8 protein-coding genes and 5 tRNA genes are annotated in these 12,963 nt (G+C 44.7%); 8 read left to right on the top strand and 5 right to left on the bottom strand.

Annotated features, from left to right (window positions below):
• Nucleotides 1-94: 94 nt before the first annotated feature.
• The 3 genes from Q4Q50_RS16095 to Q4Q50_RS16085 form a co-directional block, all read right to left on the bottom strand.
• Nucleotides 95-171, bottom strand: a tRNA-Met gene (locus Q4Q50_RS16095).
• 145 nt (nucleotides 172-316) lie between these two features.
• Nucleotides 317-393, bottom strand: a tRNA-Met gene (locus Q4Q50_RS16090).
• A 41-nt stretch (nucleotides 394-434) separates the two neighbouring features.
• Nucleotides 435-511, bottom strand: a tRNA-Met gene (locus Q4Q50_RS16085).
• Between the two features lie 257 nt (nucleotides 512-768).
• Here Q4Q50_RS16085 and rlmKL point away from each other — a divergent pair.
• From rlmKL to rmf, 5 genes are all read left to right on the top strand, one after another.
• A complete protein-coding gene (gene rlmKL, locus Q4Q50_RS16080; RefSeq protein ID WP_311900190.1) occupies nucleotides 769-2,898 on the top strand; it encodes a bifunctional 23S rRNA (guanine(2069)-N(7))-methyltransferase RlmK/23S rRNA (guanine(2445)-N(2))-methyltransferase RlmL in 2,130 nt (709 codons plus the stop codon).
• Nucleotides 2,891-3,145 carry a glutaredoxin family protein gene (locus Q4Q50_RS16075; RefSeq protein WP_311900188.1) on the top strand — a complete coding sequence of 85 codons (255 nt, stop codon included), beginning with the start codon at nucleotides 2,891-2,893 and terminating at the stop codon, nucleotides 3,143-3,145. Before rlmKL ends, Q4Q50_RS16075 begins: the two co-directional genes overlap by 8 nt.
• A gap of 1 nt (nucleotide 3,146) precedes the next feature.
• Nucleotides 3,147-5,072, top strand: coding sequence for an ABC transporter ATP-binding protein (locus Q4Q50_RS16070; RefSeq protein WP_311900187.1), 1,926 nt, complete (start codon nucleotides 3,147-3,149; stop codon nucleotides 5,070-5,072).
• A 28-nt stretch (nucleotides 5,073-5,100) separates the two neighbouring features.
• Nucleotides 5,101-6,936 (top strand): DUF3466 family protein, encoded by a 1,836-nt coding sequence (locus Q4Q50_RS16065; RefSeq protein WP_311900185.1) that lies wholly within the window; start codon nucleotides 5,101-5,103, stop codon nucleotides 6,934-6,936.
• A 188-nt stretch (nucleotides 6,937-7,124) separates the two neighbouring features.
• On the top strand, nucleotides 7,125-7,301 hold the full coding sequence (gene rmf / locus Q4Q50_RS16060) for a ribosome modulation factor (RefSeq protein WP_006082074.1): 177 nt from the start codon (nucleotides 7,125-7,127) through the stop codon (nucleotides 7,299-7,301).
• A gap of 122 nt (nucleotides 7,302-7,423) precedes the next feature.
• Here the strand turns inward: rmf and fabA are convergent, their stop codons facing one another.
• Nucleotides 7,424-7,939, bottom strand: a complete 516-nt coding sequence (gene fabA, locus Q4Q50_RS16055; RefSeq protein WP_028759638.1) for a bifunctional 3-hydroxydecanoyl-ACP dehydratase/trans-2-decenoyl-ACP isomerase — start codon at nucleotides 7,937-7,939, stop codon at nucleotides 7,424-7,426.
• Nucleotides 7,940-8,013: 74 nt separating this feature from the next.
• Complete coding sequence (locus tag Q4Q50_RS16050; protein WP_311900184.1) at nucleotides 8,014-9,747, bottom strand: AAA family ATPase; 1,734 nt, start codon at nucleotides 9,745-9,747, stop codon at nucleotides 8,014-8,016.
• A 221-nt stretch (nucleotides 9,748-9,968) separates the two neighbouring features.
• Between Q4Q50_RS16050 and Q4Q50_RS16045 the strand changes: the two genes are divergently transcribed.
• From Q4Q50_RS16045 to Q4Q50_RS16035, 3 genes are all read left to right on the top strand, one after another.
• A tRNA-Ser gene (locus Q4Q50_RS16045) sits at nucleotides 9,969-10,059 on the top strand.
• 368 nt (nucleotides 10,060-10,427) lie between these two features.
• Nucleotides 10,428-12,425, top strand: a complete 1,998-nt coding sequence (locus Q4Q50_RS16040; RefSeq protein ID WP_311900183.1) for a methyl-accepting chemotaxis protein — start codon at nucleotides 10,428-10,430, stop codon at nucleotides 12,423-12,425.
• A gap of 189 nt (nucleotides 12,426-12,614) precedes the next feature.
• A tRNA-Ser gene (locus Q4Q50_RS16035) sits at nucleotides 12,615-12,705 on the top strand.
• The last annotated feature ends 258 nt before the right edge of the window (nucleotides 12,706-12,963 follow it).

The raw sequence follows: 12,963 nt of genomic DNA, 5'->3' as shown, positions 1-12,963 counted from the left end.
TTCGGAAGCTGGATTTAAACCTGCGACTTTCGCCTGTTGTTTATAAAAGGTTGAGCCCGATAAGCTGTTTCTCTTTATAAACACATACAAAAAGTGGTTGCGGGAGCCGGATTTGAACCGACGACCTTCGGGTTATGAGCCCGACGAGCTACCATGCTGCTCCATCCCGCGTCCGATTGTTGCTGTTAATAACTGTTTGAATTCTGTCATCTAAGAATTGGCTTCGGAAGCTGGATTTAAACCTGCGACTTTGGCCTGTTGTTTATAAAAAGTTGAGCCCGATAAGCTGTTTCTCTTTATAAACACATACAAAAAGTGGTTGCGGGAGCCGGATTTGAACCGACGACCTTCGGGTTATGAGCCCGACGAGCTACCATGCTGCTCCATCCCGCGTCCGATATCTATCTGTTTTACTTTACTATTTTGCTTTAAATTGGTTGCGGGAGCAGGATTTGAACCTACGACCTTCGGGTTATGAGCCCGACGAGCTACCATGCTGCTCCATCCCGCGTCCGTCTTCAAAGCGGGGCAGACTATAACGGCAGTGCCCTTGCAATGCAAGGACGAAGATTGAAAAAGGTGGTGAACGCTTAAATATAAAGCGGGATGGGCGGCATTCATACGATTTACTTATAAGTTGGGGATTTTCCGTCGATTATCTTAGGCCAAGACAGTGACTAAATGGGGCTTTGGCTAATAACTGTTTATCTTTTATGTATCCGAGCAGGTATAATGTCGCTTTGATTTTGACTGCGTACTGATTATCCCATGCTTAATTTTTTTGCCGCCGCCCCTAAGGGCTTTGAATATAGCTTAGCCCAAGAGCTGACAGAATTTGGTGCGACTGAAGTAAAAGAGAGTGTTGCTGGTGTGTATTTCACGGCCTCCTTAGCTTTAGCGTATCGCATTACTTTATGGACACGCTTAGCCAGCCGCATTGTGTTGGTTATCTATAAAGGAAGCTGCGAGTCGGCAGAACAACTCTATAATGCAGCCTATTGTGTCGATTGGCCGGCACACTTTTCCAATAAAAGCACTTTTAGTATTGATTTCCATGGTACGGGTGGTTTTCTTAATAATACCCAGTTTGGCGCCTTGAAGATTAAAGATGCGATTGTCGATCGTTTCCGCGACGATGATATTGAGCGTCCGAATGTGTCTCGCGTTGATGCTGAATTTAAAGTCGATGCGCATTTCCGTAATGGCGTGATCACGATTGCGATGAACTTCTCGGGTCCATCGCTTCATCAACGTGGCTATCGTTCGACCACAGGTGAAGCGCCATTGAAGGAAAACTTAGCCGCTAACATGCTCGTACGCAGTGGCTGGCAAGCGGCGCCTTCGACCTTGCTCGATCCTTTCTGTGGTAGCGGTACAGTGCTGATTGAAGCGGCGTTAATGGCAGCCGATATTGCCCCTGGTCTGCAACGTAGCCGTTTTGGTTTTGAACATTGGCGTCGCCATGATAAAGCCGTGTGGCAAGAAATCGTTGAAGAAGCGAAAGCGCGTGCCTCATTAGGCGTGAAACGTTGCGAGATTAAATTCTACGGTTCTGATATCGATTCGCGTTTAGTCGCGTTGGCGAAACGTAACGCCGAAAATGCCGGTGTACTGGAGTTAATCGAGTTTAAAGTTGCGGATGCTTTAACGATAACGCCGCCTGCGGAAAGCGGCTATTTGATCACAAACCCACCTTATGGTGAGCGTTTAGGCAATGTGTCTGAGTTATTGCAGCTTTACTATCAGCTGGGCGACAAGTTTAAGAAAGAGTTTGGCGGCTGGAAAGTGGCCATGCTGTGTAGTGATATCGAACTGGTGTCATCGCTAAAGCTTAAAGCCGACAAACAGATGAAGATGTTCAACGGCGCGCTTGAATGTGCTTTTAACATCTACACCTTACATGCCAACAGTACTCGCCGTGATACGCCAGTGCTACCAGATGGCGTCGACATTGCCGATATCGCCCCTGCTTTTGCTAACCGCATTAAGAAGAATGCAAAGTTATTAGAGAAATGGGCGAAGAAAGAAGGCATCGACAGCTATCGTATTTACGATGCCGACATTCCTGAATATAACGTCGCAGTAGATAAGTATTTAGATTACGTGATTATTCAAGAGTATATGGCGCCAGCGACCATACCTGAAGCCGTGACTAAACGTCGTTTAAGCGATGTGTTATTAGCACTGCCATCGGCCATTGGCATCAATCCGAACAAGATGATCATGAAAACCCGTGAGCGTCAAAAGGGCACGAGTCAATATCAAAAGCTGGATGAGCGTAAGTTAGAGCTTATTACCACCGAATATGGCGCTAAGTTCAAGTTGAACTTAACCGGTTATTTGGATACTGGTTTGTTCCTCGATCACAGATTGACACGTCGTTTAGTCGGTCAAAAGTCTAAAGGTCGCCGCGTACTGAACTTGTTCTCTTACACAGGTTCTGCTTCTGTGCACGCAGCGCTAGGTGGTGCTAAGTCGGTAACGACAGTTGATATGTCCAATACTTATATCGCTTGGGCGAAGGACAACTTTGCCCTCAATGGCCTGCAAGGTAAGCAATATGAGTTTGTTCAATCTGACTGCATGCAGTGGATCCGTGATTGTAATGAACAGTACGATTTAATCTTTATTGATCCGCCAACCTTCTCAAATTCTAAGCGCATGGAAGATTCGTTTGATGTGCAACGGGACCATGTGAATTTATTGGCATCCTTAGTGAAACTGCTCAGCCCATCGGGCGAGCTCGTGTTCTCTAACAATAAACGTAAGTTTAAGATGGACATAGAGACGCTGACAAAGATGAACATTAATGTGAAGAACATTGATGATGTGACTTTACCTATGGACTACAAACGCAATCCACATATCCATAATACTTGGCTTATCACCCATGCCTGAGTTGACTCAAGCAGAATTAGATAACAGGCCTTATCTGCTATATCACACAGATGGCTGCCATCTGTGTGAACTTGCCGCGGCGTTATTGGACGCGGCTGATATTGGTTATCGGGTCATAGATATATGTGACGATGAATACCTCGCGCAGCGTTACGGCGTATCGATCCCTGTGCTTAAAGCTTGGGATGATAGAGAGTTACATTGGCCATTTAACGCAACGCAATTACAAGAGTTTACAGGAGCTTAGTTTGAGTCTGGTTCGTATCAATAGTGGCTCTTTAGCCTATGGTTACACTCCGTTGTTACAAAAAGCGGATTTTACTATTCAACGCGGCGAGCGCGTGTGTATTGTTGGCCGTAACGGAGCTGGCAAGTCGAGTTTATTAAAAATCTTATCCGGCGATGTGTTGTTGGACGAAGGTGAGTTCAACATCGCTGGTAATGTGACCGTGAGTCGTCTACAGCAAGATCCACCTAAAGCTGAGCAAGGTACGGTATACGCGTATATTGCGGCAGGGTTAAAGGAAGTGGGTGAGGCGCTTGAGCGTTATCATCAACTGTCCCACGATGTCGCCCATGCCTCGCCTGAGCAAATGGATCGTATGCTGAATGAGATGCAAGGTCTGCAAGAAACCTTAGATCATTATAATGGTTGGCAGCTCGATTCGCGCATTCAACAAAACTGCGAATTATTAGGACTCGATCCTGATAAATCCTTGAGCGAGTTATCCGGTGGTTGGCAGCGTAAAGTGGCGTTAGCCAGAGCACTGGTCAGCGAGCCTGATCTCTTGTTACTCGATGAACCAACCAACCATTTAGATATAGACACCATTGAGTGGCTTGAAAAGTTCTTACTCGATTATCAAGGCGCTATCGTCTTTATCAGTCACGATAGGGGCTTTATTGCCCGTATGGCGACGCGAATTGTCGATTTAGACCGTGGTGTCGTGACCTCATGGCCTGGCAACTATCAAATGTACCTTGATGGTAAGCAAGAATGGCTGCGGGTTGAAGCTGAAAAAAATGCCTTGTTTGACAAACGTCTCGCCGATGAAGAAGTGTGGATCCGTCAGGGCGTTAAAGCTAGACGAACCCGTAATGAAGGCCGAGTGCGTGCGCTAAAAGCTCTACGTGAAGAGCGAAGTGAGCGGTTAAACCGTCAAGGCAATGCTAAGATGGCGGTATCGGATACCGAACGCTCTGGTAAGTTAGTGTTTGATGTAACCGATCTTAACTTCAATCTGCCCGATAAAAATTTGGTTAAAAACTTTAATACCACAGTGATCCGCGGTGACCGCATTGCGCTGATTGGCCCGAATGGTTGTGGAAAATCAACCTTGATCAAGCTGTTAATCGAAAAGCTGCAACCGCAATCGGGCGAAATTAAAGTCGGTACTAAGCTTGAAATCGCTTATTTCGACCAATATCGTGAAGCCTTAGATCCTGAGCAAACCGTTGAAGATAACGTTGGCGAAGGTAAAAAAACCATCACGATTAATGGCCAAGACCGCCATATATTAAGTTATTTGCAGGACTTCTTGTTCTCACCTATGCGTGCCAGAACCCCTGTGAAAGCGCTGTCGGGTGGTGAAAAAAACCGTCTGTTACTGGCTAAGCTATTAATTCGTCCAGCAAATTTAATCATACTCGACGAACCGACCAACGATCTTGATATTGAGACCCTAGAATTGCTAGAGTCGCTGCTCACTGAATATCAAGGCACACTTTTGTTAGTGAGCCATGATAGGGCATTTATCGATAATACCGTCACCAGTAGTTGGTGGTATGCGGGTAATGGCCATTGGAGCGAGTATGTGGGTGGTTATCAAGACGCTGTGAATCAGGGGGCAAAGTTTTATTCTGAGGAACCTCGTTCGCAAAAGGCGGTCGAAGCTCCTGCGGTTGCAACGAAAGCGGTTGAAGTTAAGGCTGCAGAACCTGCGAAATCGGTAAAAAAACTGTCTTATAAGTTACAGCGTGAGTTAGAGTCGTTACCCACTGTGATGGAGCAATTAGAGGCTGAAATTCTCGCATTGCAGACGAGCATTGGACATGCAGACTTTTATAGTCAGGCGCAGGATAAAGTTAATCTGGTATTGAGCCAGTTGGCGGATAAAGAAAAGCAATTGGAAGTTTGCTTCGAGCGTTGGGAAGAGCTTGAGTCACTGAAGTAAACCAATAATAAAAATGGGAATAGAATTAATGAAGTCAAAGTTGGATAAAGCCCTTTCCTTGGTTGCCCTAGGTGTCCTTGGTGTATTAAACAGTGCCCATGCTGCACCTGTCTATGAAATCGTTAATATCGATAATTTTGATCTGCAAGGTACCCTTGAAGGTACTCGTAGTGGTTATGCCTTAGGTGTGAATGGCAATGATGAATTAGTCGGTATTTCAAAGGGCAAGAAAAAACTCAGCAGTTCAGATGTTGAAGGTGGCGTTATTGATGTTGCCGATGGTATCGCGCCAGAAGAAACTATTACGTATTCGATAGATAAAGCCATCATTGCTAACAACTTTGCCTTTGTTGCTAAGGAAAATGACGAAACATCTAACCCTTGGTTACCTACCTTTGACAGCATTAATGGCACTAAACCGCCAAGTGATACGGCTGTGATTAATTCAGTTGATACCTTTTATTACGGTATTAATGATGCAGGTATCAAAGTGGGCAGCATGACTGCACCTGAAAAGAAAACAGAGAATACAGCAACTACTGATGTAACAGATGATTACTGGTATTACCGTGATTATGAGTTCCGCGGTGTCGCGAAATCCGGCCAAACAGAAATTTCTTTACCGCCGCCTTATACTAAATTTGTTAATGCTGACAATACTAAAACAGCTGAGTTAGGTGGATGGTCGGCGGCAACAGCCATTAATAACAATAATTTAGTAGCGGGTTATGTTAGTACCGATATCAGTAAATATGGTAGCGATCGTGTCAATTATTGTTTAGGTACAGATAATACTTTGCCGTTGGATGTTTGCGTACAACGCGAGCAATACCCAAATAGTACTGGTACACGTAATATTCAGTATCAGACTCGTGGCTATGTATGGCAAATCGACAACAATGTTGCTATAGGCACTGAGTTACCTTTAGGCCTAACGCCTGCGACTGACAATACCTTGACCTTTACCGCTCAAGCATTGGGTTTGAATGATAATGGTGTCGTAGTGGGTCGCTCACATGTTTATCGTGGTGGTGACACCAATAATTTGCGTCAAGATGCAGCTTATTGGGCTAAAGATACTGAAGGTAAATACCAATACCATTGGATCCCTATGGTCGATTCGATTTCTAGCTCTATTGCCTATGACATCAACGATAGTGGTATTCTTGTCGGTAGTTATCGCAGCTATATTCAAGGTTATTTGCGCGACAAGTTTTTCTATTTTGATACGAATCAAGCTGATGCAACAATAGTAACCCCGAATGATTTCGCCGCTTCTACAACGGATCTTTCGAGTAAACCGAAGAGTATCAACAATAAAGGCCAAGTTGTAGGTTATATTGAGACAACATACGATAAAGAAAAACCCCGTCCTAAAGCTGGTTTCCTGTATGAGAAATCAACTGGTGAGTTTAGCAATCTTAATAAGTTGTTGACCTGCGAATCTAAAGGCTATGAAAAAGCCAGCGATGGTAGTTGGGCACGTCATCAAGTCGAAGTTCAAGATGGCTCGGGTAAAGTGCTTCAATATAACGCCGATATTTTAGTTGTTGAAGGTACAAGTATTAATGAGAATGGTGCGATTGTTGGTACAGCTTTCATTCGTAAACCTTCTTATCAATTTGATGCTAATGGCAATGTAGTTATCGGTGAAAATGGAATGCCATTATTTGAACTTAATGGTAATGGTGATCCTGTTACAGCATATGTTCCGCGTATGGTCGTGTTAAAACCGGCCTCTAGCGGTGAAGCTTGTACTGTTGATGACAACACTGATACTGGCAATTACGAACGTCAAGGTGCAGCAACCCTAGCTTGGTTATTTGCCTTGCCATTAGTGTGGTTCCGTCGTCGAATTCGTTAAGTTTTAAGCTTCAATTCAGACTTAAAAAATCGAGGTAAAATGCCTCGATTTTTTTTTAATCATGATCTCAATAGTTTAATAAATAGTCGATAAAATGGACGATTTTTTGATTGATCTTGGCGTCAAAAAGCACTATTCCTATGTGTGAAGCTTTTGCTTCTATTTTATGTAGAACAGAGGACGCTTGCATGAAAAGACAAAAACGAGATCGTTTAGACAGAGCTTTTTCAAAAGGATTCCAAGCTGGGGTTGGTGGACGCTCTAAGGAGCTCTGTCCATATGCAAATCTTGATTCGCGATCGCAGTGGTTAGGTGGTTGGCGTGAAGGTGTGGATGGCCGAGTTAATGGGCTATTTAATAAATAATTGAGTTTTACCTCATTAATTAAATAGCCCAGAATAAGTAAAGTAATGCAGCATATTGCCCTCAGATGAGGGCATTTTTATATCTGCAGTACTTATATCTTCGTGTTTTGGAGTAAGGCGGATTAGAATGTAGAGGTATCGCTAAAGACACCGACTTTAAGATCGGTTGCACTGTAGATCTGACGGCCATCCACTTCAAGAATTGCATCGGCAATGCCCATTACCAGTTTACGGTGAATAGTACGCTTGATATTGAGCTTGTAAGTGACTTTCTTCGCGCCAGGTAATACTTGGCCAGTAAACTTCACTTCACCGACACCTAGTGCACGCCCTTTACCTTCAGCGCCTTCCCAGCCTAAATAGAAGCCAACGAGCTGCCACATGGCGTCTAGGCCTAAACAGCCTGGCATCACAGGATCGGTAATGAAGTGGCAGTCGAAAAACCATAAGTCTGGATTAATATCGAGTTCAGCGACAATTTCACCTTTGCCAAACTCACCGCCATTATCATTAATAGTGACGATTCTATCTATCATCAGCATGTTATCGACAGGTAGACGAGGTGAGTTTGGACCAAATAATTTCCCATGGCCACAGGCGATGAGTTCTTCTTTATTGAAACTGTTTGCTTTATTCATTGTTTTACTACTCCAGCAATAAGAGCCGCCAAGATTAGCGAACACGTGTAAGCTAAACAACTCCGATCAGCTAATTAGCGGCGAAAAAATCCCAATTTTGCGAGCAATCTTGTGATTAGACCGATTTCCTCCTCTCCATTTCCTGCGAGCTTATCTAATCGTTCCTGTACGAGGCCGTATAATGAATCATGAGGGAAATCATTATCTTCATCGGCAACACCCGCGGGCATTTGCATTAATAGCTCTACAGCCTGATCCATATGCTCAATGGCATAGATATGAAACAGTCCTTTGCCTACAGCTGTAATCACTTTGGGATTAAGATTTAGCTGTAGCACGTTCGACTTGGGCATAATAACGCCTTGTTCTCCGGTAAGTCCGCGGCGCTCACACAGATTAAAAAAGCCTTCAATCTTCTCGTTGATACCGCCAATCGCTTGCACATTACCAAATTGATCCAATGCGCCGGTAATCGCCAGTGATTGAATAATGGGCTGCTCGGCAATCGCCGACATCAAACAACAGTACTCTGCGAGTGATGCACTATCGCCATCAATTTCTTGATAGGATTGCTCGAAAACGATATTGGCGTTCAGATGTAAAGGTGCGTCTCGTCCAAAGATACGGTATAAACAGGCTGAAAGGATCATCATGCCTTTGGCATGTATATTCCCGCCAAGTTCAGATTTTCTTTCAATATCGGCTACTTCACCATCACCGTAGTGAACCGATGCCGTGATCCGCGCAGGTTCACCATAGCTATAATCGATAGCATCAATCACAGTTAAGCCATTGATTTGGCCAACCATAGCACCCGAAGTTGGCAGATTTATGAAATTGTCATCGAAGCTTTGGCCTGAATATTCTTCCGAACTGTTATGCCGATAGTTGGCTTGGGTTAACGCGTGCTCAATACTGCTTGCATTGATGCTTTGTTTACCACGGTAGGCTTTTGCTTGCACCATGAGTTGGGCAAACTCGAGCATAGACAAACTGAGACGACGTTGATGTTCGGTTAACCGTGCACTATAACGAAAGAGTGGCGCTAAACTGGATTGTTCAAGCGTGACATCCACGCTTTGGGCAACCGCTTGCAGCCATGTGACGTATTGTGACTCTTTATAACGCACCAAGTCGATTTCGCTGGCGAGTTCTGCTAGTAGTGTAAAGTGACGTTGAAATTGCCAATCCTCTGTTCTGACTTGGCTATAAATCATCCCAGCACCAACGAGGACAATCTTACAGTTCAGTGGAATAGGACTTAGGCTGCTGCTAATTTGATATTCTTTATGGGTAAGGATTTGCATCACTAATTCCCATAAACCTTCACGTTTCCACAGTGACTCGGCGCAAATGAATACATAATGGCATTGGGCTAGGGCGCCAGCTTTATACTGACTCGTTGTCCCAGTTTGCACCATACGGCCAACTAAATCAGCGCGGCGAATATTACCACTAAGGTAGCAATAGTGAGTGGTTTTCTCGGCAATACTTCCTTGATTTTCCAGTGGCTTATCGGACTGCCACTGAAATGTTACCGCCTTATCAATCGGACGTGTCGCCACTAAATACGCAGGGGATAGAGGTGCTAGGCTATCGATACAAGCTTTGATGATTAACTGGCGGTCAATACTCGGGAAATCGGCTAAATATAAGTGTTGATCGACAACCGCTTGGTGGAGTTTAAACGCATCCACAGTGCGCTCTTGCCCTAAGAGTAATGCGCTTAGATTAGCATCCGTTTCAGAAAGGGTTGGCAGGCTAAATTCAGGTGCGAGTGAAGACGTGGGTATCAAGAGTGAATTCATATAAGCATTTACCGTGAAAAGTTACAGTGATTTTACCATACCAAGACGACAAGTCTCTCACTGTATAGGTGTTTTTACGTCTGTTTGCCCGATTATTCGTTAAAACGGGTGATGTATTTGCCGTAAAAAACACCTGAGTGGATATAAGTTGAGCATTTGATTCGAGAATTAAAAATTGAGGTTTACAAGCTAGCGGTATGCTTATATTATTTTCGGCGTTAGGAGGGGTGGCAGAGTGGTTTAATGCACCGGTCTTGAAAACCGGCGTGGGTTTATAGCCCACCCAGGGTTCAAATCCCTGCTCCTCCGCCATATTTTACGAGAAAGGCCATCAGTAATGATGGCCTTTTTTGTTTGTGTGATTTGAACCAAGGTTCCTCATTCTAAGCGCAGCTCCTGCGCCATATTCAGGAGATAGGCTATCAGCAATGGTGGCCTTTTTTGTTTATGCAATTTGAATCCCATGTTTTCATTCAAAGCTGCGTTACTGTGGCTGATTAGCGGCATTTTAGTCCGCTCTTTCTATTTATGGTCTACACTCAAATCCGTGGCCAACTTAATGGTTTTTATGGCCTTTAAAATTTGCACTAGGATGGTGCGACGTATGATTCTCGACAATTTTGGGTCATACGGCCGAGCAATTCTCCCATCTGGGTGACTTATTTTAAGTAGAGAAAGCTATGTTGTTACCAACACGTATTTCGCAGCGGCTCACTATGGGCAGCATAGTGCTGCTTTTACTGACCGGACTTGCCGTTTTTGGTGTGATGTCACTGAGGGGGCAACCTCGAGTAGTGGCGGCGAGTCAAGAGTTAATCGAGCAAACCGGTAGCAGTATCGTGAGGCAACTCGCACTTAAGCTTGCCAGCATTGAGGGTATTACTTTAAGCCTTGCACGCCTTGCAGAAGTGCTACCCCACGAGCAAGCTCTTTATCTTAATTCCTTACCTAATCTAATTGATAACAATGGCGATCTCACTATCGCTGGCGGCGGGATCTGGCCTGAGCCGGATAAATTTGTCGCTGGAAGCACCCGCCATAGTTTTTTCTGGGCCCGTGGTAGCGATAATTTGCTGGCTTATTCAGATGACTATAATGCGCAATCTGGCCCTGGCTATCACAATGATCCTTGGTATACAGGTGCACGCACGAGTTCTGTATCCCAGTGTTTATGGTCTGAAGCCTATCAGGATACCGTGACGAAAGTGGCTATGGTGACATGCAGTGTGCCATATCATCTGACGGGGACATTTGCCGGGGTCGCAACAATAGATTTGAAACTTGATGATTTAGCAAAATTTCTAACAGAACATGGCAATGTAACTGACGGCTATGCTTTTGCTTTAGATCAAGCGGGTAATATCTTGCATTTTCCTGAAGCGAATAAGTCCGACACTATGCTGCGCTTTACCGATCTCGTCGGGCAGTTACCTTGGCTTGCCCCCGTTGAAGCTGCGCTCAAACAAACCTCAATTAATAACGTAATTTCTGTGAGTTTAGATAAGGATGGAAGACTCAATCAGGCGAGTGAGGTAAGCCTTTTTGTGATGCCTGATACCGGATGGGTGATTGGTCTTGTGACGCCAAAGACCCGAGTCACAGGGCTTGCCCGTGAACTGACCTTTGATATTTTGTTGTTTTTATTACCCTTGCTCGCCATTTTACTTTATTTGGCTTGGTTGACGGGTAAAAAACTGTTGGCGCAGCTTGAGGAAACCACAGATCAAATTGCTTCCCTTGGGAGTGGTAATTTGGGCGCCAATGTCGAACTGCAAATTCAGCGGGATGATGAAATTGGCGCTTTGCGTCGAGCTGTAAATACCTATGCGGGTACACTGAGGGCAATGCTAGATTTGATCACCCAAGAGGCGAAGAAAGTTCAGTTTGAGGCAACCCAATTAAGTGGTCTTAGCCATAGGTTAGCCCAACGTGCAGAACAGCAGCGGCTCGAGAGTGCGCAACTTGCCGCGGCGATAACACAAATGTCATCAAGCGCGATGGAAGTGGCGAATAACACTAACGATTGTGCTGCAACGGCGCAATCTTCTTTAATTGTGGTGCGAGAAGGGCAAACTCGAGTGGCATCCAGCAATGCTTCGATTGAGGCATTAGCGGGGGAGATCGCCAATGCGACCAAGGTGATATCCCAGTTGGCTCAAGATAGCCAGAAAGTGGGCGCCGTATTGGATGTGATCAAGGCGATTTCAGAGCAAACTAATCTGTTAGCGTTAAATGCGGCAATAGAAGCGGCAAGGGCGGGGGATCAGGGTCGCGGCTTTGCGGTTGTTGCCGATGAAGTACGAACTCTTGCTGGTCGTACTCAAGATTCCGCTAATGAAATCAGTACCATGATTAATGCTTTGCAATCAGCATCTCGGCTTGCGGTACAAGCGATGCAAACGGGCGAGTCCCGCACTGTCCACGCAGTTGCTGAGGCTGAGGGAGCGGCCAGTTCTCTATCGAGTACTGTACAAAGTTTCGATGATATTTCGCAGCGAGCCCAGCAAATTGCTTTAGCTGCTCAGCAACAAAGCCAAGTGACTCAGGAGATCAATGAGTTGGCGGTGAGGATTAATAGCATTAGTGAAGATAACTCACTTGATGCGACCGCACTCGATGCGTTAAGTCTTGAAATGCAGAAACTATCCGACCGTTTAATCAATATTAATCGAGCTTAAGCCTAATATCCTGAAAAAAGTTATGTAGTGGATCGCCTTGTTAGTGGCGCTTTAACTGACCGGAAATTCAAAGAATAAGTCGAATTACGCGATTTTTTAAGCAAATTGGGTGTAGATTGACCATGTGGATTGCTATTTTAAATTAAGAGTTTACAGCAGAGTAGGAGATAGCTATTATCTCGCTCGTTAGGAGGGGTGGCAGAGTGGTTTAATGCACCGGTCTTGAAAACCGGCGTGGGTTTATAGCCCACCCAGGGTTCAAATCCCTGCTCCTCCGCCATATTTTACGAGAAAGGCCATCAGTAACGATGGCCTTTTTTGTTTGTGCAATTTGAACTAAGGTCCTCATTCTAAGTTCAGCTCCTCCGCTATATTCACGAAACAGGCTATCAGTAATGATGGCCTTTTTTGTTTGTGCAATTTGAACCAAGGTTTCTCACTCTCAGCCACAAGTTTTCTGTTTTTGCTTTGAAACACGTTTTTTAATCAAAAATTGAATTTGAAATAACCAATTAACACGATTAAGTATAAATTTAAG

It is taken from the genome of Shewanella scandinavica (assembly GCF_031932065.1).
Classification (GTDB): domain Bacteria; phylum Pseudomonadota; class Gammaproteobacteria; order Enterobacterales; family Shewanellaceae; genus Shewanella; species Shewanella baltica.
This window is presented reverse-complemented; position numbering and strand designations above follow the sequence as displayed.